Raw genomic sequence first — 20,802 nt, forward strand, 5'->3', positions numbered from 1 at the left:
CGGTTTATCCTTCTGGCGGGCAGTTCAGTTCGAGCTTGGTGGCGAAAATCTTGCTCATGTTGGTGCCCGTCGGATCGTTGAAGAACGCTTCCGTCAGGGTCTTCTGGTTTTCCTTGATCGCTTCGTCCGGATCGGGACGGATTACTTTCTTGGCGCAGTTCGAGGGCAGGCCCTCGACGGTGAGGTTGGCGTCGTCGGTGAAGTCGATCGCCGTGTAGAAGGTCGGATCGTAGACGCCGATGTCGATCTTGCCGGCAAGCTTGATCGGCGTCTTCGGTTCGGACTCGAACAGGATGATCAGCTGGTCGTTGTCGAAATTGGCCATCAGATGCGGCGGCGGGACCATGGGCACGTCCTTGCCGTCCTGCGTGACCAGCTGGAAGTAGTTGAACTCGGCCAGCGAGGAATGGACGGTGTCGGCCACTTCCTTGAGCTCGTTGTCGTCAAGCTTCAGATCGGAGTTCTTGTCGAACTCCATCATCACCGTACTCGAAAACAGGTCGTCGAAACGCCACAGATGACGCAGCGCTTTCACAGTTTGGTGATCCTCGCTGAGGATGACGTCGAGGCGAGCCTCGGCAAAGACATGCGGATGCACCTCGGCCGGCTCGACCGCGGCAAATGTCATTGCTGCGGCCGAAGCCAGCATGGTTGCTTGCCGTTTCAGGTGCATTCTCAGCCGCGATTCCATCGACTTTGGGAGTGGACCCCGAGAGTTATCAGAAAGGGGGCGAAATTGGGACCGCGAGCCTCCCGGTCGGTCACGCTGCGTCGCGTGTCCTGAACCAGTGCACCAGGAAATCGACGAAGACGCGGACCTTGGCGGGCAGGTAGCGGCGGTGCGGATAGACGGCGAAGATGCCACTGCCCGACAGGATGCGGTCGTCGAGCACCGTTACCAGCCGGCCGCTGGATAGGTCGGGCGCGGCAATGAAATCCGGCAGGATGGTGAAGCCCAGGCCCGATACGGCGGCGGCTCTCGCCGCCATCGGGCTGTTCACCTCGATCGGACCGGACACGGTGACGCTGACCGAATCCTCGCCATCGCCCTTGAAGCGCCAGTTGGCTAACGAGCGGCCATTGGTGTCGACGATGCAGGGCATGTTGGAAAGATCCTGCGGACGCGTCGGCATGCCATGCTTTGCGATCAGTTCGGGCGACGCGCAAAGCTTGATCGAAAACGGCCCCAGGCGCCTGGCGATCAGCGAGGAGTTCTCCAGCCGCGAAATGCGCACGGCGACATCGAAGCCTTCCTCGACCAGATCGACGAAGCGGTCGTCGAGATGGATGTCGAGCACGATGTCCGGATGCTGCTTGGCGAAGTCGATCAATGATTGGCCGATCGGCGCGTCGGCGAAGGTGCGCGCCGCCGAAAGCTTGATCCGGCCGCGCACGTCGCCGGAGGATTCGCGCACGGCATCGGCCAGGCTGTCGACCTCGCGCACGAGTTCAGAGGCGCGCTGGTAATAGGTGTGGCCGGCTTCGGTCAGCGAGAACTGCCTGGTGGTACGGTTCAACAGCAGCGCGCCGAGCTCGTCCTCCAGCTCGCGCACATATTTCGACAGCAGCGCCTTCGAGCGGCCGATCTTGCGCGCGGCGGCCGAGAAGCCTTCCGCCTCGACTACGTCGATGAAGGCGCGCATGCGGGTCAACGTATCCATGATCAGACCTTTCGTGCCGCGTCGAGAATGCTGCGGCCGAGCCGTATCAAAGCGACGTCGCTGCCGAAAGGGCCCAGCAGCGACAGGCCGAACGGCGCGCCGTCGACAGAACCGAGCGGCAAGGTGATTTGCGGGAAACCCGACAGGCCGGCCAGGTACAATAGATGCAGCGCCCTTTCGCGATAGGCCTGGAACTGTTCCGGTGTGCTTGCGGCGAGCGGCGCTGCGCCTGGAACGGTCGGCAGGACGAGAAAACCGTTGTTGCCGAGCAGGGCGCCGAGTTCGGAACGGAAGGCCAGACGGCGTGCCGTCTCGGCGGCAACCGTGCCGGCATCGATCGTACGGCCGAAGCCGAAACGCTCATCGACGCCAGGGCCAAGGCCGTGGTTGCGCGCCGAGATCCAGCCGCCATGAACCTGCCAGGCCTCATAGGCCTGCAGCCGGCGAAAGCACCAATAGAGGTCGTCCGGGAAAGATGCGAAGGCGTATTCGGTCTCGGTAGGCACGCCGACGATGGTGGCGGCCAGTGTCTTCATGCGGTCATATTCGGCGGCCTCGGCCGGGCCGGCGACGAAAGCGTCCAGCCAGCGGATCGACAGCGGGCGGTTGAGCGGATGTTGGTGCGGATCGCGGCCGAGCAAAAGCTTGCCGACCGCCTCGTAGGTCTCGATGTCGTCGGCGAACCAGCCGAAGGTATCGAAGCTCGGCGCGAGCTTCATCGCGCCGTCGAGCGAGATACGGCCGTGGCTGGTGCGCAGCCCGATCAGGCCGCAGAAGCTCGCCGGCGCGCGGATCGAGCCGCCGGTATCGGAGCCGATGGCGATGTCGGCAAGGCCGCCTGCGACTGCCGATGCCGATCCCGAGGATGAGCCACCGGTCACGCGGTTCGGAGCGGCCGCGTTCACCGGGAACGCGAAATGCGAATTCTGGCCGAACAGCGAGAAGGCAAGCTCGTCGGTCTGCGTCTTGCCGACGAATCGCGCGCCGGCATCGAGAATCACTTGCACGGCCTCGGCCGTCTGCGAGGCCGCATGAGCCTCCTCGAACTTGCGCGGGTTGCCGCAGCCGGTGCGGTAGCCGGCGACATCGTAAATATCCTTGACGGCCAGGCGCAGGCCGGCAAGGGGGCCCAATTGCGCATTGGCCACGGGCATTTGGCGCAGATCGAGGAAGGCGTTCAGAGGGCCGTGGGTGCCTGGCATCGTTCGATTTCCGGATACGGTCCACAAACATTGTTCGATGCCGGAATTTTTACAACCGGCGCTTACGATTTTTATTGATTGTAAAACCCTTCGCTCTTATATCGCGCTTGCCCAAAGTCGCACGTGCCTGTGGGTGTCCGCCGATCCTCGAATGGTGAGGGCAACCGGTAAGGTAACTGGAGCCAACCCCTCCAGTCGGTCTAGTGGCCAACCGCCAGACCGAGGACACCTTGAAGCAACGACGGTGCGGGCCTTTCTGGTTCTCTGCCGGTTGTCCAAAGACCGGGGTTACTGAAGAGGCACACCTTCATTGCCGGCAGTGCGGATGGTCTCCCATCCAAGCCAAGGCAGACAAAGCGAACCGAAGCCGGGCAAGGCCGAGGTTCATCGCCGCGAGACGGCGTTTCATGGTTCCGGGGTCTCCACCGGCTGGTTCCATGGATTTTCCGTCCCGCCTTTGTCCACCGCGTGTTCGCGAGGCCGATAGCCCGCGTCCGCACCCTTGTGCGCGCCGAAAGGCGTGATGGAGAAACCCGATGGCTACCCAGCGCATCCTCGACTTCCTCGCCACCCGACGTCCGAACGGCCCGTGCCTGGTTGTCGATCTCGATGTCGTGCGCGACAATTTCCGCGCCTTCGAGAAGGCGTTGCCCGATTCCAGGATCTACTATGCGGTGAAAGCAAACCCGGCGCCGGAAATCCTGCGCCTGCTTGCTGCGATGGGCTCGTCCTTCGACACCGCATCGGTTGCCGAGGTTGAGATGGCGATGGACGCCGGCGCGCCGGCGGACCGCATTTCCTTCGGCAACACCATCAAGAAGGAGCGCGACATAGCGCGCGCCTATCAGCTCGGCATCCGCCTCTACGCGGTGGACTGCGTCGAGGAGGTCGAGAAGATCGCCCGCGCCGCCCCCGGCTCGCGCGTGTTCTGCCGCGTGCTCACCGACGGCGAGGGCGCCGAATGGCCGCTGTCGCGCAAGTTCGGCTGCGTGCCGGCGATGGCCGTCGACGTGCTGCGCCATGCCAAGGCCCTCGGCCTCGACGCCTATGGCGTGTCGTTCCATGTCGGCTCGCAGCAGACGGACCTCACGGCCTGGGACCGCGCGCTGGGCGACGCCAAGAAGGTGTTCGCGACGCTCGCCGAGGAAGGCATTGTGCTCAAGATGGTCAACATGGGCGGCGGTTTCCCGACCCGTTACCTGAAGGACGTGCCGGCGGCACAGGCCTATGGCCGTGCGATCTTCTCGGCGCTGCGCAAGCATTTCGGTAACGCGCTGCCCGAGACGATCATCGAGCCGGGCCGCGGCATGGTCGGCAATGCCGGCGTCATCAAGTCGGAAGTCGTGCTGATCTCGAAGAAGGCCGACAACGACAATGTGCGCTGGGTGTTCCTCGACATCGGCAAGTTCGGCGGCCTCGCCGAGACCATGGACGAGGCGATCCGCTATCCGATCGTCACTCGCCATGACGGCTCGGAGACCGCGCCCTGCGTGCTCGCCGGCCCGACCTGCGATTCGGCCGACGTGCTCTACGAGAAGACGCCTTATCCGCTGCCTTTGTCGCTGACCATCGGCGACGAGGTGCTGATCGAAGGCACCGGCGCTTACACGACCACCTACTCGGCGGTCGCCTTCAACGGCTTCGAGCCTCTCCGATCCTACGTGATCTGACCGGTTCGCAAGGACCGCTCAGATCATCCCAGGTGGGCGCCTGTCGCCCACCCGGGCTCGCTTGTGGAACAGATCTCCGCTCGTGAAGGATCGCGGAAATGGACATTGCAGATTTTATCGTTGAGGGCGCCGCTCGCCGCGTAATCTCCCCCCTTGAGGGGGAGATGGCCGCGCAGCGGCCAGAGGGGGTCGTCTCGCATAGATCGCCTGCGTCGTCACTCGTGGCGGAAGGGGCCGGCGCTTCACGCGCGGCGACCCCCTCTGTCGCCTTTGGCGACATCTCCCCCTCGAGGGGGGAGATAGCCCGCGCGTTTGCGATCGTCGCCGAAGCCGCCGGAGACATTGAGGCGCGCGAAGCCTTGCTCGACCGTGCCATGGGGCCGAAGCGCAGGAAGAAGTCGTCCGAGAAGCTGCGGCGCGGCCGCCGGCCGTCGGAAGGCCTGGCCTTTGTCGCGCGCGATCCCTCGGGCGCGGTCGTCGGCACGGTTCGGCTGTGGGATGTGACGCTGGGCGAGAACGGCCCGGCCGCGCTCCTGCTCGGCCCGCTGGCGGTCGAGCCGGGATTGAAGAGCGGCGGCATCGGTTCGGCGCTGATGCGGCACGCGGTCGCCGAGGCCGCGCGGCTTGGCCATGACGCGATCCTGCTCGTCGGCGACGCGCCTTACTACGGTCGCTTCGGCTTCTCCGCCGGCCGCACGGGTTCGCTGGCCATGCCCGGCCCGTATGAGCGGCACCGGCTGCTGGCGCTGGAGCTGAAGGAAGGCGCGCTCGACGGCGCAAAGGGCACGATCAAGGCCGCCGGCCGCAAGGTCAAGGCGCTCGATTTCGTTTGATCATTGAAAGCTGATGCGGCGCCGTGTCGGTCCTACAAGTGGCAGTCTGTCAGCCGAGCAACTGGCTGAGCGCCATGGCGACCGTCATGTCGCCTTCGACCTTCAGCTTGCCGGCCATGAAGGCCATGGTCGGGTTGAGGTCACCGGCAATCAGCGAGTCGAGATCGTCGAGCGAGAGCCTGATCGTGCAGTCGGCCGGGGCATCGGCGGTCGAGACGGTCGCGCCGTCGATGACGATGACGCCGTCGCTGCCAGTGTCGAACTTGACCGAGTGCTCGAAGCCCGCGCTTGCCACGCGCGACTTGATCCGGTCGGCAATCTCTTGAACGCCCATGGCGGTTCTCCTCGTTTGGTTGCGTTTGACGCGCACCAGCCTTAGCCGCTGGGCGAGGCCGCGTCGCGCAGGAGCGCGGCGACAGCCACTGGCGCATATAGCTTCCAGTTGACGTTTACGTCAACGTGGTCGCCATGCGGCATGGTGGCAACCATGCGGCATGGCGCATCACGTCGGGCTGAGGAAACTGTGGCCAGAGAATCTCGGGCAGGCGATCAATGCTGCTTGAAAGCCTTGGTCATTTCCTGCGCGGTCTCGCCGGCATTCTTGCGACGGCGGATGGCGTTGTCGCGGATTTCGTCCTTGGACAGGAAGTTGACCTGGTCGATCAGCACGTCATGCACCAGCTCGACGCCGACGCGGGCGTTGACGGTGTCGCGGATAGCCTTGCGGAAAGCATCGAGATCGATCGTCTCCTTCTTGGTGAAATCGATCTGCGGATTGGCGTAGAGGTAGGAATAGACCTGGTCGGTGATCAGCGCCGACGCCGGGATCGACAGTTTCTTTATCTGATCCGGTTCCACCGTGTAGACGAGCTTGGTCAGGAAGTAGCCGCCGATCTTGGCACCGCGGACGAGCGGCACCGAAATGATATCGGTCTTGACGTAATCGAGCCCGCCCAGCATCGGCTTCGGCGGCTCGCCGACGCCGCGCTCGCCCGCTGCCTGGAAGGAATAGAACACCGCACCGAGCGTCACGGCGCAGATCCAAAGCGCTGCGGCGATGAACTTGATCACCGGATCCTTCCTTGCGCCATTGTCATCCCATTCAAGCCCGGGCGTATCCGAACTCGCCGGCCGAATAGGTGCCGTCGGTATCGGCGCGCTGGATGGCGTTCTTCAGCAACGTGGCGACCTCGTTGACGGCGTTGAGATGGGCAAGTATCGCCGCCTCGTTCTTCGCCAGCTTCTGGCGCAGCCGCGCCAGCCCCTCACGATGCTGCTCGAGGAACTCGATCTCATTGGCACCCTTCAGGGCGCGGGTCAGTTCGTAGAGATAGCGGCTCTTGCGGGCATTCGAGGCCTTGAGGTCGTAGTCGGTTCCGCTGCGGATGCCCGCCGTTTCCTCGTCCACCGCTTCCTCGATACGGCCGATGATGGCGGCGAGGTTACCAGGCCGCGCAGGCGCGGTCGGCGGTTCCGTGGCGATGGTCCGTGCAGGCAGATTGAAAAGGTCCGTTTGGTCGGCCATGTAAGTCCCTAGATCTTGATGTCCGTTTTTATGGTTGTGTCGTCGCCGGTCATCGACCGGGCGGCTTTGCGCTCAAGCTCCTCGATCATCGAGGTCGAAAGCCTGGTCTGCCGGTCGATCTCGGCTTTCTCCGGTCCGCCCCCAACGGGCCCGACCGACACCTTGTGCTTGCCGTCCAGATAGTGGTCGGCAAGCATTGATTTCGCGATGCCGATGCCGCCGTGCGCGGCCATGGCATCGGCCACCTTTTCGGCAAGCTGTGACTTCCACATGTCGCCGGCCAGCCCCTTGCCATAAACGCCTTCGGTGTCCTTGGGCATCATGTTCTGGATGAAAGTCGTCAGCACCATCGCCTCGAAGCGCTGGAATTTTTTCTCTGGGTTCGCCGCCTCGGCTTTGTCGGCGGTGGCGCGCGACAGCACGGAGCCGGCATCGACGGAGGCAGTCTGGTCGATCGAAAACGTGCCTGAAGCCCTGCCGGCCCGCCTTGCAAGCGCCGCTCGCGCCGCCTCGACATCGGCCGGCTCCGCTGCGCGGGCAACATCCATCACGATGTCGCTGGGGGGAGAAATAGCCAAGAAAGCACTGCCTTTTTGCCGAGTTTTGTTAGTTGCACAATGACTCAACAAGCTTGTGGCAGGCTTGCGGGAGGAGCGATGCGGAATGCAGATTGCAGTCCGATCCCAGGCGGCGGGCGAGCCGCCGCCTGGGAGTCGCATGCCGCCCTTGGCGGCCGACCTCGTCGTCAATGGCCCCAGATCCCCTGGCCATAGCCCGCCGCGGGGATATCGAAGGCGGAATTCCCGCCCACCGCCGATTCACTGCGAACCGTGCCGACGCTGTGCGTGCTGCCCAGATCGAGCGTGTAGGCGTTATCGGACGCCATCGCGTCGCGACCGGTGCTCGGATAGGAATCGGAGCCGGGGATGTAGCCCGAGCCGTAGTTGTCGCTGCCGGCGAAGGCCATGCCGGAGGCAGACAGAAGGGCAACAGTGGCAAGAATGATCTTCATTTCAATTCTCCATCTCTAAAGGTTGAAGTCCGGCGCCGTGCCTGCACCGCGCCGATAAAGCCTTTTTTTCAGGCGCTTAGCCAAACCTGTCAGCCGCGGTCCTTCGGAACGGCGGCAACAGGCGCTTCAGCGCACGATCGTCTTGGGTGTCGTCGTGCGCTGTCGATCTTAGGGATAGAGGCGGGGCGTTTTAGCGAGCGTGGTGGGCAACGTGGTAAAGGGCCGCCACACACGTGGTATTTTGCGTTGAAAGCAGATGGACCGGCGTAGACGTGGGGCTGAAGCCGAGCCACTCCGAAGTTTCGGCCGCCTCGCTCCCTTTCAAGAGCACGCAAGCCTCCTCCGCCGCTTCGGCATAAGCTCAAATCTTATTTTAGAGCGTATTAATATTTTAACGGCGTTGCCTCGCCCAGGCTCGAATTGTGCCCCTTAGAAACCGCTCATTAACCCGCCCCGCTCACCCTAGGAAGCCAAATATCGGAGACGTAGATCGTGAAACGCGATGTCGCGCTGATCGCATTTCTGTTGTCGGTTGCCTGCCCATTTGCCGCCCAGGCCGGAACGACCATGGAAACCAGAGGCAAGGGGTTCGCACCGCCGGCCTTCTATTCGTTCTGCAGCCGCCAACCCGGCCTGTGCAGCACGGCCGGCGGAACAAAGGTCGTCACCTTGCGGTCTGGGCTCAGCGCGCAATTGAAGCAGGTGAACCGTTCGGTCAATTCACGCATTACCGAGCTCAGCGATCGAGCCGTTGTCGGCAAGGATGACGACTGGCGCGTGCCAACGGTGTCCGGCGATTGCGAAGATATTGCGATCCTGAAGAAACTCGAGCTGATGAAGCGCGGCTGGCCGGCCTCGGCGCTACTGTTGACCGTGGCAAGCTATCACGGCGAGGGGCACACCGTATTAACGGTGCGCACCAATGAGGGCGACCTGGTGCTCGACAACCTCACCAACTCGGTCCGTGACTGGTCCAGCACGCCCTACAGCTATTTCGCCCGGCAGGCGCAGGGGAATGGCAGACGCTGGGAACGGATCGGGGCCGCCAAGCCGGTTGGCACGACGGCGACCGGCACCTGACGCCGCCCGGTTCGCCTCGCGGCGGATCCACCGCTACTCATGTCCCCGCTTCTGGGCGATGAGGTCCAGCCGCTCACGGTCTGAGCGTTCGCGCTCGTCGCGCCGGCGGACGTCCTTATAGGCGCGCTCGACCATATTGGTGCGTGCCGTCGCGGTGGCGATCAGCGCCGCCTCCTGCCGGGCGCTCTCAAGGTTCTGTTTCTGCCGGGCGAGCGCATTGGCGATGCGGCGATGGTAAAGCTCCGGGAACAGGCCGGCCAGCGAACTGTCGGCATCGAAATGCCCGACGAGTTCCTTCGCTTCCGATACAGCCGCCGCGGCCGCGGAGAGGAAGCCGGCATGACGGGTTTCGTGGAGCGCCTTCAATTGCTCCTGCACCTTGACCAGTTTCTTCAGCCGATCCTTGCGTGAGGTCATTGCGCTACCTCGCCAGCGTGAGATCGACGAAGCCGTCGACGAACAGCGACAGCAAGGTGCCGATGGCAAAGTAGAAGATGATCAGCCCGCCGGCGATGACGAAGGGCAGCGAGATGAAATAGACCGGGATCTGCGGCGTCAGCTTGTTGACGAAGCCGATCGTCAGGTTGACCAGTATGGCGTAGGCGACGAAAGGACTGCCGAGCCGGATCACCAGAAAGAAGGCATCCGATACGGTGTCGGTGACGTCGACAAGGGCTGCCTGCGGATTGAAGAACACATTGACCGGAGCAACCGTGTAGGAGGCGACCAGCGCCCTGACGATCTCATGGTCGAAGTCGAAGACGAAAAGCAGGAGCAGCGCCGAGAACGAGATGATGGCGGCGAGCGCCGCCTGAGGCTCCGGCTCCTCGATCGCCGGGCCGCCTGAGCCGCCATAGCCGATCATCATGGCGATGGCCGAACCCATGAAGCGCAGCGCTTCCATGTAGAGCCTGGTCATGGCGCCGATCAGACCGCCGACCAGAAGCTCGGAGACGATCATCGGCGCAAGGATCTGCGGGCGCGGATCGACATAAGGGTAGATGCGGTCCCACAGGAAGGCAAGCAGGCCGCCGGTAGCGGCTACCGACACGAACAGGCGAACCTGTATCGGCACGCGGGTGCTCGACAGGCCGGGCATCAGCATGAAGCAGGCGCCGATACGGCAGAAGGCGAGGAAGGCGGCGATGACGACGCCTTGCGAGAGCGCGTTCACGAGATCGTTCCGAGCACCTTGATCTCGACGCCCTTGGCTATCTCGACATGACTGAGCACCGGCAGCGTAGTGAACAGCCGCTCGATGATCATGCGCACATAGGGTCGCGCGTCGGGCGCGGTGACCAGCACGAAGCGCTCTCCAGCCTCGAGATGCTTGCGGATCGCCTTGGTCGCGTCCTGGCCGAACTCCTCGAGCTGGCGCGGATCGATGTCGAACTCGCGCACCTCGCCCTTGGCGTCGCGCTTGAGGCTCTGGTGGAAGGCAAGGTCCCAGCGATTGCCGAGGCGCAGCACCTTGAGCATGCCGCCCTCGGAAAGGTCGCCGCAGATCTGCTGCGCCATGCGGATGCGCACATGCTCGACGATCTGCTCGGTGCGGCGCACATGCGGCGCGATCTCGGCGATGGCCTCGATGATCAAATGCAGGTTGCGGATCGAGACGCGCTCGGCAAGCAGAAGCTTCAACACCGCCTGCAGGCCCGGATAGGAGATGTGCGAGGTGCAGATCTCGTCGGCGAGCTTGCGGTATTCGGGATCCAGCCGCTCGAGCAGCGCCTTCATGTCCTTGTAGGACAGAAGCTGCGGCAGGTTGTTGCGGATGACCTCGGAGAGGTGGGTGAGCAGCACCGACATGTTGTCGGCGAAGGTGTAGTTCTCGCGCTTCAAATCCTCGGCGAAGGTTTCCAGCACCGAATAGGCGCGCATGCCGAAGGCCGGCTCGCGGATCTCCTCGCCGGGGATGTCAGGCACGCCGCGCGTGCCGAGCAGCACCATGACCTCGCCGACGCGCATCTGGTATTCGGCGACGACGGTGCCGTGGACCTTGATCTGGTAGCTCTTGGGCGGAATGGCGAAGTCGTCGGCGACGCGCACCTCCGGCACCACGAAGCCGTATTGCTGGGCGAATTTCTTGCGCATCTTCGACATGCGGAACACCAGCTCCTGATGCGCGACCAGCAGCCGGGTCGAAAGCTGCTTGCCGATCAGGAGCTCGATCTCGGCGGTGGCCAAAGATGCCTTGACCGAATTCTTCTCCTCTTCGGCCTTGTTCGCCTTCTCCTGGTTCTTCAGCGCCTCCGCGGCGGCCAACTCGCGATTTTGGCGCAGCGGGATGACGTAACCGAGGCCGGCCATGGCGCCGGCGAGCGCGAAGAACGGGAACAGCGGCAGGCCGGGCATCAGGCCGAGGATGACGAGCAGCGAGCCGGCGACATAGAGCGCGCGCGGATGCGCGCCGAGCTGGCCGAAAACCGCCTGGTTGGCCGAGCCGCGGGTGCCGCCCTTGGAGACCAGCATGCCGGCGGCGAGCGAAACGATGAGGGCCGGGATCTGGGTGACGAGGCCGTCGCCGACCGACAGCTTGATGAAGACGTCGGCGGCCTGGCCAAGGCCCATGCCATGGCGCAGATAGCCGATGGCGATGCCGCCGACGATGTTGATGGCGGTGATGATGAGGCCGGCGATCGCATCGCCGCGCACGAATTTCGAGGCGCCGTCCATCGAGCCGAAGAAGGAGGATTCCTCTTCCAGCTCACGGCGGCGGAGCTGCGCCGTCTTCTCGTCGATCATACCGGCGGACAGGTCGGCGTCGATCGACATCTGCTTGCCGGGGATGGCGTCGAGGGTGAAGCGCGCGCCGACCTCGGCTATGCGGGTCGCGCCCTTGGTGATGACGATGAAGTTCACCACGATCAGGATCATGAAGACGATGAGGCCGATGACGAAGTCGCTCGACATCACCAGCTTCGAGAAGCCTGAGATGACATAGCCTGCGGCATGCGTGCCTTCATTGCCGTGCGACAGGATCATGCGCGTGGTGGCGATGTTGAGCGAGAGCCGCAGCATGGTGGCGATCAGCAGCACTGTCGGGAAGGACGAGAAATCGAGCGGCCGCTGGATCCACAGCGCCACCATCAGGATCAGCACCGAGAGCGCGATCGAGAAGGCGAGGCCGATGTCGATCAGGAAGGCGGGGATCGGCAGGAACAGCACCGCCAGGATGACGACGATGCCGAGCGCGAAGAAGACGTCGCGGCCGTTCTTGGCCACCACGCCGGACGGGATTGTTTCGCTGATCGCCATGTCGTCCTCGAATCCGCATTTGCCCAGCGCAAAGGCAGGCCCCCCGACCGTAGCCGGCCAAGCTTGCGCGAGGGTGGGACAGGGGCTACGGGATCTCATCCCGGCCTTAAAGCGCGTCGAGGCCAGTACGGATTCAGGCGACGCGCTTTAAGTCTTTGTTTTGATGCATGTCGTTTCCCCAAAACCGCTGCGCACTTTTGGGCGACATGCATTTGCGAAAAGGAAATCGCATGCTCCTGATCATCGGCACGGTTCGGGTGCCGCCGGACAAACTCAACCAGGCCAGGCCGGCTATGGAGCGGATGATCACGGCCAGCCGCGCCGAACCCGGCTGCCTCGGGTATTCCTACGCGCAGGACGTGCTCGATCCTGGCTTGATCCATGTTTCAGAAGCTTGGCGGGATCGCGCCGCGCTCGACGTGCACTTCAAGTCAGGCCACATCGCCGAATGGCGCGCGAGCTGGGCAGAACAAGGCATCGGTGATCGGAAGCTCACTCTCTACGAAGCGTGCGAGGGCATTGCGACATAGAGCTTGTTCTGACGCAATTCCGGACGGAAAACCGCTCACACTTTTCCTGGAATTGCTCTAACCGGTCGCGTCCGCCGTGGCGACGCCGACCAGCCAGCGGCGGACTGCGCGCTCCTCGCTCGCGGACAGTCCGGCCGTCAGCTCGCGTTCAAGCTTCTGCACCCGCTCGCGGCATTTCTTCAGCAAGGCACGCCCGCTGTCGCTGAGATCGAGGTGCTGAATGCGGCCGTGCACTGCGTGGGGCCTGCGCACGAGTGAGCCTGCCTTTTCCAGATTGCCGACGATCAGACTGACAGTCTGCGGCGTGAGCACCGCGAGCCGGGCGAGGTCGGCATTGGATATGCCGGGATAGGCCGACAGCATGGTCAGCGTCGCGAACTGCGCCTGCGTCACGCCGAAGTCGTCTAATGCCCGCTCGACCCGCAGCCTGTACGCGCCCGCAGCCTGTCGCAACAGGTAGCCGAGATAGCCTTCCTCGCCGCGCTTGCCTTCTCCGGGGGCTGGAATGGACGGTTTTTGAATCCCCTTGCGCATGATATCAGAGCTCTTATATGTTGTTCGAACTCTGATATTATCGCGAGATGGAATAGAAGACGATGGGCTATCGAATCTTTCTTGCCGGTGGTTCCGGCGCGATCGGCCGCTGCCTGATCCCGCAACTGGTCGTTGCCGGCCACCAGGTGACGGCGACTTCTCGCCGGGCCGCGAAGACCGAAGACCTCCGCGCGCTCGGCGCCGAGCCGGTGGTTGTCGACGTGTTCGATGCCGGTGGCTTGCGCACCGCGGTCGCGGCGGCAAAGCCTGAGATCGTTATCCATCAGCTCACCGACCTGCCGCCCGGACTCGACCCGGCCAGGATGGGCGAAGCGATCATCGGAAACGCCCGCATTCGCGACGAGGGAACCCGCAATCTGGTCGAGGCCGCGAAGTCGGCCGGCGCCAGGCGCCTGATCGCGCAAAGCATCGCCTGGGTCTATGCGCCTGGACCCGAGCCGCATGCCGAATCCGATCCGCTCGACAGCGGCGCAGAGGGCAGCCGCGGCATCAGCGTCGGCGGCGTGATAGCGCTCGAACGGCAGGTTCTCGAAGCGCCCATGACAGGCATCGTGCTGCGCTACGGGCATCTCTATGGGCCTGGCACCGGAGCGGAAACCGCCGCCGATCCGGCCGTGCATGTCGATGCTGCGGCTTATGCGGCGCTGCTTGCCGTCGAGCGAGGATCGCGGGGCGCCTTCAATGTCGCGGAGCCGAGTTCTTACGTGACGACCGGGAAGGCCGTCAGCGAGCTCGGCTGCCGCGCCGACTTCCGCCTGCCCGAGTGAGTGCGACCGGCCATCGCTGCGATAAGTGAGGTGCTCCAAGCTTCGCTAATCGACGCAGCGCCAAAATGGCGCCACAAGCGGTGGGCATTGCGGTTGCCTCGCGATGCCGCCGCGCGTATCACGCACGGCAGCATACCATCCTTCGCATATCCGGCGAGCCGCTCCGTTGCCTGCCAGAAACGACCCGCAAGTCTACGCCCGCCGGCTTCGCGCCGTGCTGATCAATTCGATCCCCGTGCTCGAAGCGCGGGGCATCGTCATCGTGCTGATGGCGGGCCTCGTCGGGATCATCGCGGGCGCGCTGGTCACCGGCATGAGCGAGTTGGTGCAAGGCCTGCACTTTCTGCTCTTCGACGTGCAGCCGGGCGGGCGGCTCTCGGCGATGTTTTCGCTGGCAAGTCCGGTGCAGGCGATGTTTCCGGCGATCGGCGGCCTTGTGCTCGGCCTTTCGGTGATCTGGCTGCGCAGGCGAAAATTCCGCACGCCTGTCGACCCGATCGAGGCCAACGCGCTTTATGGCGGGCGGATGTCACTGACCGATACTTTCATCATCGTCGGCCAGACCATGATCTCCAGCGGCTTCGGCGCTTCGGTCGGCTTGGAAGCCGGCTATACGCAGATCGGCTCCGGCATCGCCTCGCGGCTGGCGCGCGCCTTCCGGCTGCGCCGCAACGACGTCCGCATCCTTGTCGGCTGCGGCGCCGCGGGCGCTATCGCGGCCGCCTTCGACGCGCCGCTGACCGGCGCCTTCTACGGCTTCGAGCTGGTCATCGGCATCTACTCGGTGGCCAATGTCGCGCCGGTCATGACGGCGGCGATTTCGGCCTCGCTGACGGCGGAGATGTTCGGCGGCGTGCCGTTTCCGCTGGAGCTTTCCGGCCTGCCGACGCTGACCGCCAGCCAGTACGTGCCGTTCCTGCTGCTGGGGCTGCTTGGCGGCGCCGCCTCGATCGCCATCATGAACCTGGTCAGTCTGATCGAGCGCGGTTTCGCGCGGCTGTCGATCGATGCTTCGCTCCGGCCGTTTATCGGCGGCATCCTCGTCGGGCTGCTCGGGCTGGTCACGCCGCAGGTTCTGTCGAGCGGCCATGGCGCGCTGCACCGAGAGTTCGCGATGAATTACGGGCTCGCCGTGGTGGCGAGCGTCTTCGTGATGAAGCTGGCGGCTTCGGCGATCTCGCTCGGGTCCGGATTCCGCGGCGGCCTGTTCTTTGCCTCGTTGTTTCTGGGAGCACTTCTCGGCAAGGTCTTTGCCGGCGTCATGGCGATGGCCGCGCCGACAACGGGCATCGATCCGGCGGTCGCCGCGGTCGTCGGCATGACCTCGCTGGCCGTCGGTGTCGTGGGCGGTCCGCTGACCATGACTTTCCTGGCGCTGGAATCGACCCGCGATCTGACGCTCACCGGCGTGGTGCTGGCGGCTTCGATCATGTCGGCGATCCTGGTGCGCGAGACCTTCGGCTACTCCTTCTCGACCTGGCGCTTCCATCTGCGCGGCGAGACGATCCGCAGCGCCCACGATGTCGGCTGGATGCGCAGCCTCAATGTCGGCTCGATGATGCGCAAGGACGTCCGCACCATCGATGCCTCGACGACGCTTGCCGAGTTCCGCAAGGAAATCCCGCTCGGCTCCGCGCAGCGCGTTATTGCCGTCGAGCAGGGGCAGCATTACGTCGGCGTGTTGCTGGTGCCCGAACTGCACAGCGATCTCTCCGACGGCGAGACACCGGTGCAGGCGCTTGCCCAGTTCAAGGATGCGGTGCTGGTGCCGTCGATGAATGTGCAATCCGCAGCAGAGACCTTCCAGCGTGCCGGCGCTGAAGAGCTGGCCGTCGTTGAAGATTTCGACGATCGCATCGTCCGCGGCCTGCTCACAGAAAGCCATCTGATGCGGCGCTACGCCGAGGAGCTCGACAAGGCGCGGCGGGATCTCTCGGGTGAGGGGTAGCAAGACCTCCCCGCGCGCACCTTGTCGATCCGCCGCCGCGCCTTTCTCCTGCAGACATACCCTCCAGCTTGCAAGCCTGGCCCAAATACTGGCGCGGCCCTGGCGCCACGCGCGGCTTGCCAATTGTACAGTGGTACTGTACAAAGTGTTAAGTGGAGGAGAACAGGATGCCCAAGGCTTCGAATAACGGCCAGGCTCCGGCGGCAAATAGTGCCAGCTCGGCTGCGACGCTTGCCCATCAGGTGCTGGGCATGCGCCTCAAGAGCCTTCGTCTTGCCCGCAGGCTGTCATTGCGCGATCTCGCGGAGGCGACAGGGACAAGCGCCAGCTTCATCAGCCAGCTCGAACGCGGCCTGACCGGCGCAAGCACTGCCTCGCTCAACCAGATGGCCTCGGCGCTCGGTGTCAGCGTGGCAATGCTGTTCGAGGAAAGCACGGCCAAAAATCATCACGGCGCCCTTCGGCGCAGCGAGCGGCCAAGCCTTCCGCCCAGCCACGGCTGCCGCAAGATGCTGCTCTCGCGCCCGCCCTTGAGCGACATGGAAGTCTATGTCGGCGAGTTCGATATCGGCGGCTCGACCGGCTCCGCGCTTTACACGCATGGCGACGCGCACGAGATGCTCGTCGTCCTTCGCGGCATCGTCGAGGTCTCCCTCGGCGACGCACGCCATGTCCTCGAAGAGGGCGACAGCATCGAATACGCGACATCGACACCGCATCGCAGCGAGAACATCGGCAGCGGCCGGGCCGAGGTGATGTGGATCATCGCGCCGCCGACCTCGGCGCGCGCCGAGCTCGATCAATACAAGGCCTGGAAACCGCTCGCGGCCAGGTAGTCCGATTAAACGCGGGCCTCAATGGGAGAGTTACAGTTATGTTGAAGTCGAAACTTGCAGGTATTGGCGCCGTGCTGGCGCTCGGCGTTCTAACGACCGCCGCCTTCGCGCAGGACAAGCCTGTCGCGGGCGAGGTGAAGGAGGGCTCGCTGAAGGGCAAGACCCTGACGCTGGTCTCCTATGGCGGTATCTACCAGGACGGCCAGGCGGCGGCGCTGAAGGAATTCGTCGACAAGTCCGGCGTCAAGCTGCTCAATGACGGCCCGACCGAGATCGCCAAGCTGCAGGCCCAGGTCGAATCCGGCAATGTCACCTGGGACGTCGTCGATACCGCCGACCTGCCGCCCTACGTCTATTGCGGCAAGCTGTTCCAGAAGCTCGACCTTTCGAAGCTCGACGTCTCGAAGATTCCCGAGGGCCAGGTCGGCGAGTGCTCGGTGCCGGCGATGAACTACGGCGTCGTGCTGATGTACAACAAGGAGAAGTACAAGGATAACCCGCCCAAGAGCTGGGCCGACTTCTTCGACATTGAAAAGTTCCCGGGCGTGCGCGGGCTCGACGGCTCGGGCGATCCGACCGGCGGCCTGCTCGAGCAGGCCCTGAAAGCGGCGGGCGGCGATCCGAAGGCGATGACGGCCGGCGATATCGACAAGGCCATCGACGTGATCCGCAAGCTCGGCCCCGACACGATCTATTGGAAGACCGGTGCTGAATCGCAGCAGCTCGCCGAATCCGGCGAAGCCGACATGCTGATGATGTGGACCGGCCGCGCCATGACGGCGGTCAAGAACGGCGCCAAATACGCCCCCGCCTGGCAGGACTGGCTGGTGGTGATGGACCAGATGACCATCCCCGTCGGCGTCAAGGATACGGATGCCGCCTATGCGCTGCTCAACGCCTATCTCGGCAAGCAGTCGCAGGAGATCCTGGCGCAGCAGACTTCCTACACGCCGATCAACAACGACGCGCAGCCCAAGGTCGACTCGTCCGTCGCCGCCTTCCTGACCAACACGCCCGAGCGTCAGAAGCAGGGCTACAAGCAGAACATCAAGTTCTGGGTCGAGAACTTCCCGCTGGCGCAGGAGAAGTGGTCCGCGCTGATGGCCGGCAACTGACCGGCTGACGGAGGCAAGGCCCGTGAGCGCGCTCGAGCCGACGACGCCTGCTGCCGAGAAACGGGCAGGGTGGGCATGGCGGCCGTACGCGCTCACCCTGCCGGCCCTGGTCCTGCTCGCCGCGGTGATCGGCTATCCGCTGGTCACGATCGTGCTGCGCAGTCTGTCGGAGCCGGAATGGGGCGTGCAGAACTACGCCTGGTTCTTTGGCACGCCCGTCAATCTCGCGGTGCTCCAGCGCACCTTCTCCATCTCTGCCTGGGTGACGCTGGTCTGCATCGTCTGCGCTTATCCTTACGCCTATCTGATGACCGCGGTCGGACCGCGCGTCCGGCTCGTGCTGGTGCTTTGCGTGCTCATCCCGTTCTGGGTGAGCGGCGTGGTGCGCACCTTGTCCTGGGTGATCCTGCTTCAGGATTCGGGTGTCATCAATTCGCTGCTCCGGTCGGCCGGCTTCACCGGCATCCGGCTGATCCGCACCCAGACCGGCGTGGTGATCGGCATGGCGCAGGTGCTTTTGCCTTTCATGATCCTGCCGCTCTATTCGGTAATGAAGGGGATCGACCTCAGGTTGGTGCAGGCGGCGCGAAGCCTTGGCGCCCGGCCGTCCCGCGCTTTCTTCACGGTCTATCTGCCGCTGTCGCTGCCGGGCGTCTATGCCGGCGCGATTATCGTCTTCATCCTGGCGCTGGGCTTCTACATCACGCCGGCGCTGCTCGGCGGCCCGCGCTCGACCATGCTATCGACACTGGTGCAGACCCAGGTGCTCAGCCTGCTCCAATGGGGACGCGGCGGCGCGATGGGCGTGGTGCTGCTGGTCACGACCTTCCTGCTGCTTGCGCTCGCAGCGCCGGTGATGCGGTCGCGGCACCGGGAAGCGGGGCGGCGCTGATGGAAATGAAGCCGCTCACCCGCGTTATCCTCGGCCTCGTCTGCTTGCTGGTGGCGATATGGCTGGTGGCGCCGACGCTCGTCGTCGTGCCGATGTCGTTCAACGGCAACAAGTCGCTCGCCTTTCCGCCGCAAGGCTTCTCCTGGCAGTGGTACCAGAACTTCGTCACCAACCCGGAATGGTCGACCAGCTTCCTCAACTCGCTGAAGGTCGCCTCGATGGTGGCGGTACTGGCGACGGTGCTCGGCACGCTCGCCGCCTTCGGGCTCGATCGCATGAAAGCGCGACCGGCCAACCTTTTGCGGATGCTGATGCTGACGCCGATGGTGGTGCCGGGCGTGGTTCTGGCCATCGGCATCTATGCCGTCTATCTCGACGCCCAGCTCGTCGGCACGCTGCCCGGCTTCGTGCTCGCCCACACCATCCTGGCGCTGCCCTTCGTGCTGATCGCCGTGTCGGCCAATCTCGAAGTGTTCGACAAGCGGCTGGAGACGGCGGCGGCGAGCCTCGGCGCCGGTGCGATCACCACGTTCCGGACGGTGACGCTGCCGCTGATCCTGCCTGGCATCCTCTCCGGTCTGCTCTTCGCCTTCGCGACATCCTTCGACGAGATCATCGTCTCGCTCTTCATCACCAACCCCTATCTCAAGACGCTGCCGGTGCAGATTTACTCCTCGATCACGCGCGACGCCGACCCGACGGTCGCCGCCGTCGGCACGATCCTTTTGTGCGCCACCACGATCCTGATCGGCGGCGGCATGCTTCTTCTTGGCCGCGGGCGGAAGGGACGCTTATGAACCCAAGACCGGACAATCGCGGCGCAGCGATCGACCTCGAATCCGTCACCAAGGCCTATGGCGCGTTCAAGGCGCTGGACGGCGTGTCGCTCAGGATAGAGCCCGGCGAGTTCATGACGCTGCTGGGGCCAAGCGGCTCGGGCAAGACGACGACGCTCAATGTGATCGCCGGCTTCACCGATGTGACGAACGGCAAGCTGCTGGTCGGAGGAAAAAGCGTCGTCGGCGTGCCAGCGCACAAGCGCAACATCGGCGTCGTCTTCCAGCATTACGCGCTGTTCCCGCATATGACGGTTGGCCGCAACGTCGCCTATCCGCTGACGCTGCGCGGTGTCGATCAAGCGCAGCGAAGGTTGCGCGTGGCCAAGGCGCTCGACATGGTCAAGATGGGCGACTTCGCGCACCGCTATCCGAGCGAATTGTCGGGCGGCCAACAGCAGCGTGTGGCGCTTGCCCGCGCCATCGTCTTCGATCCGCCGCTGCTCTTGATGGACGAGCCGCTCGGCGCGCTCGACAAGAAGCTGCGCGAATGGCTGCAGCTCGAGATCAAGCGCATCCACCGCGAGCTCGGCACCACCTTCGTCTATGTCACGCACGACCAGGAAGAGGCCTTGGTTCTGTCCGACCGCATCGCCGTGTTCAATCGCGGACGCATCGAGCAGGTCGGCACCGGCCGTCAGCTCTATGACGAACCGGCGACGCTGTTCGTCGGCCGCTTTGTCGGCGACTCCACCGTGCTGCGCGGCGAGGCAAAAAGTGACGGCACCAGCACCGCGCTGAGCATCGCCGGCGAGACGGTCACAGCGCCGCGCCGGCTTGCGGGCGAGGCCAATCCCGTCATGCTGTTGCGGCCTGAAAAACTCGCCATCCGCCGGCCTGGGCAAGCGACAGCTGCCGGCGCCAACCGATTGTCGGGAACGATCGCCGAGGCGATCTATCTCGGCTCGGGCTCGAAATATGAAGTGAAGCTCGCCGACGGCTCGGTGGCGATCGTGCGCTCGCCGTTGACCGGCGAGAGTTTCGGCCTCGGCGAAAAAGTCGAGCTCCGCTTCGACGGCGCCGACGCCAAGCTTCTGCCCGACGACAGCACCGCCGACACGACGCTCACCTGATCCTCTCTC

At 64.2% G+C, this 20,802-nt stretch carries 23 protein-coding genes; 11 read left to right on the plus strand and 12 right to left on the minus strand.

Annotated elements, in window-relative coordinates:
• Window positions 1–4: 4 nt before the first annotated feature.
• The 3 genes from RFM40_RS00825 to RFM40_RS00835 form a co-directional block, all read right to left on the minus strand.
• Entirely contained in the window at window positions 5–673 is a 669-nt protein-coding gene (locus RFM40_RS00825; protein WP_320276988.1) for a DUF1007 family protein, read from the minus strand.
• Window positions 674–761: 88 nt separating this feature from the next.
• A complete protein-coding gene (locus RFM40_RS00830; protein WP_320224811.1) occupies window positions 762–1,661 on the minus strand; it encodes a LysR family transcriptional regulator in 900 nt (299 codons plus the stop codon).
• A gap of 2 nt (window positions 1,662–1,663) precedes the next feature.
• A complete protein-coding gene (locus RFM40_RS00835) occupies window positions 1,664–2,863 on the minus strand; it encodes an amidase (RefSeq protein ID WP_320276989.1) in 1,200 nt (399 codons plus the stop codon).
• A 536-nt stretch (window positions 2,864–3,399) separates the two neighbouring features.
• Between RFM40_RS00835 and odc2 the strand changes: the two genes are divergently transcribed.
• Together odc2 and RFM40_RS00845 are read left to right on the plus strand one after the other, a co-directional pair.
• Window positions 3,400–4,533: an ornithine/lysine decarboxylase gene (odc2, locus tag RFM40_RS00840; protein WP_320219642.1), complete on the plus strand. Its 1,134-nt coding sequence runs from the start codon at window positions 3,400–3,402 to the stop codon at window positions 4,531–4,533.
• Between the two features lie 278 nt (window positions 4,534–4,811).
• Entirely contained in the window at window positions 4,812–5,366 is a 555-nt protein-coding gene (locus RFM40_RS00845) for a GNAT family N-acetyltransferase (protein WP_430691630.1), read from the plus strand.
• Between the two features lie 49 nt (window positions 5,367–5,415).
• Here the strand turns inward: RFM40_RS00845 and RFM40_RS00850 are convergent, their stop codons facing one another.
• The 5 genes from RFM40_RS00850 to RFM40_RS00870 form a co-directional block, all read right to left on the minus strand.
• Window positions 5,416–5,700, minus strand: coding sequence for an SCP2 sterol-binding domain-containing protein (locus RFM40_RS00850; protein WP_320224813.1), 285 nt, complete (start codon window positions 5,698–5,700; stop codon window positions 5,416–5,418).
• Between the two features lie 215 nt (window positions 5,701–5,915).
• A complete protein-coding gene (locus tag RFM40_RS00855) occupies window positions 5,916–6,437 on the minus strand; it encodes a hypothetical protein (protein WP_320224814.1) in 522 nt (173 codons plus the stop codon).
• A gap of 31 nt (window positions 6,438–6,468) precedes the next feature.
• Window positions 6,469–6,891 (minus strand): hypothetical protein, encoded by a 423-nt coding sequence (locus tag RFM40_RS00860; protein ID WP_320224815.1) that lies wholly within the window; start codon window positions 6,889–6,891, stop codon window positions 6,469–6,471.
• 8 nt (window positions 6,892–6,899) lie between these two features.
• Window positions 6,900–7,469 (minus strand): rod-binding protein, encoded by a 570-nt coding sequence (locus RFM40_RS00865; protein ID WP_320224816.1) that lies wholly within the window; start codon window positions 7,467–7,469, stop codon window positions 6,900–6,902.
• A gap of 167 nt (window positions 7,470–7,636) precedes the next feature.
• Window positions 7,637–7,903 (minus strand): hypothetical protein, encoded by a 267-nt coding sequence (locus tag RFM40_RS00870; protein WP_320224817.1) that lies wholly within the window; start codon window positions 7,901–7,903, stop codon window positions 7,637–7,639.
• Window positions 7,904–8,395: 492 nt separating this feature from the next.
• Between RFM40_RS00870 and RFM40_RS00875 the strand changes: the two genes are divergently transcribed.
• Window positions 8,396–8,983: a transglutaminase-like cysteine peptidase gene (locus RFM40_RS00875; protein WP_292302700.1), complete on the plus strand. Its 588-nt coding sequence runs from the start codon at window positions 8,396–8,398 to the stop codon at window positions 8,981–8,983.
• A 33-nt stretch (window positions 8,984–9,016) separates the two neighbouring features.
• On the opposite strand, the gene RFM40_RS00880 is transcribed toward RFM40_RS00875, so the two are convergent.
• The 3 genes from RFM40_RS00880 to flhA are packed head-to-tail and all read right to left on the minus strand — an operon-like array spanning window position 9,017 to window position 12,241.
• Window positions 9,017–9,400 (minus strand): hypothetical protein, encoded by a 384-nt coding sequence (locus tag RFM40_RS00880; protein ID WP_320276990.1) that lies wholly within the window; start codon window positions 9,398–9,400, stop codon window positions 9,017–9,019.
• Window positions 9,401–9,404: 4 nt separating this feature from the next.
• On the minus strand, window positions 9,405–10,157 hold the full coding sequence (gene fliR, locus RFM40_RS00885; RefSeq protein WP_320224819.1) for a flagellar biosynthetic protein FliR: 753 nt from the start codon (window positions 10,155–10,157) through the stop codon (window positions 9,405–9,407).
• Complete coding sequence (gene flhA / locus RFM40_RS00890; RefSeq protein WP_126098078.1) at window positions 10,154–12,241, minus strand: flagellar biosynthesis protein FlhA; 2,088 nt, start codon at window positions 12,239–12,241, stop codon at window positions 10,154–10,156. Before flhA ends, fliR begins: the two co-directional genes overlap by 4 nt.
• Before the next feature lie 230 nt (window positions 12,242–12,471).
• Here flhA and RFM40_RS00895 point away from each other — a divergent pair, with 230 nt between their 5' ends.
• Window positions 12,472–12,771: a putative quinol monooxygenase gene (locus tag RFM40_RS00895; RefSeq protein WP_320276991.1), complete on the plus strand. Its 300-nt coding sequence runs from the start codon at window positions 12,472–12,474 to the stop codon at window positions 12,769–12,771.
• Window positions 12,772–12,828: 57 nt separating this feature from the next.
• Here the strand turns inward: RFM40_RS00895 and RFM40_RS00900 are convergent, their stop codons facing one another.
• Window positions 12,829–13,305 carry a MarR family winged helix-turn-helix transcriptional regulator gene (locus RFM40_RS00900; protein WP_320224821.1) on the minus strand — a complete coding sequence of 159 codons (477 nt, stop codon included), beginning with the start codon at window positions 13,303–13,305 and terminating at the stop codon, window positions 12,829–12,831.
• A 62-nt stretch (window positions 13,306–13,367) separates the two neighbouring features.
• On the opposite strand from RFM40_RS00900, the gene RFM40_RS00905 reads away from it, so the two are divergent.
• From RFM40_RS00905 to RFM40_RS00935, 7 genes are all read left to right on the plus strand, one after another.
• Entirely contained in the window at window positions 13,368–14,093 is a 726-nt protein-coding gene (locus tag RFM40_RS00905; RefSeq protein ID WP_320224822.1) for an NAD-dependent epimerase/dehydratase family protein, read from the plus strand.
• 166 nt (window positions 14,094–14,259) lie between these two features.
• Window positions 14,260–16,041, plus strand: a complete 1,782-nt coding sequence (locus tag RFM40_RS00910; protein WP_320224823.1) for a chloride channel protein — start codon at window positions 14,260–14,262, stop codon at window positions 16,039–16,041.
• 167 nt (window positions 16,042–16,208) lie between these two features.
• On the plus strand, window positions 16,209–16,877 hold the full coding sequence (locus tag RFM40_RS00915) for a helix-turn-helix domain-containing protein (protein WP_320224824.1): 669 nt from the start codon (window positions 16,209–16,211) through the stop codon (window positions 16,875–16,877).
• A gap of 38 nt (window positions 16,878–16,915) precedes the next feature.
• Window positions 16,916–17,992: an extracellular solute-binding protein gene (locus RFM40_RS00920; protein WP_320276992.1), complete on the plus strand. Its 1,077-nt coding sequence runs from the start codon at window positions 16,916–16,918 to the stop codon at window positions 17,990–17,992.
• A 22-nt stretch (window positions 17,993–18,014) separates the two neighbouring features.
• Window positions 18,015–18,884, plus strand: coding sequence for an ABC transporter permease (locus tag RFM40_RS00925; RefSeq protein WP_320219675.1), 870 nt, complete (start codon window positions 18,015–18,017; stop codon window positions 18,882–18,884).
• On the plus strand, window positions 18,884–19,681 hold the full coding sequence (locus RFM40_RS00930) for an ABC transporter permease (RefSeq protein ID WP_320219677.1): 798 nt from the start codon (window positions 18,884–18,886) through the stop codon (window positions 19,679–19,681). Before RFM40_RS00925 ends, RFM40_RS00930 begins: the two co-directional genes overlap by 1 nt.
• On the plus strand, window positions 19,678–20,793 hold the full coding sequence (locus RFM40_RS00935) for an ABC transporter ATP-binding protein (RefSeq protein ID WP_320224827.1): 1,116 nt from the start codon (window positions 19,678–19,680) through the stop codon (window positions 20,791–20,793). The genes RFM40_RS00930 and RFM40_RS00935 overlap by 4 nt, the downstream gene beginning before the upstream one ends.
• Window positions 20,794–20,802: the final 9 nt, after the last annotated feature.

Origin of the sequence: Mesorhizobium captivum (genome assembly GCF_033977165.1) — a bacterium.
GTDB lineage: Bacteria > Pseudomonadota > Alphaproteobacteria > Rhizobiales > Rhizobiaceae > Mesorhizobium > Mesorhizobium captivum.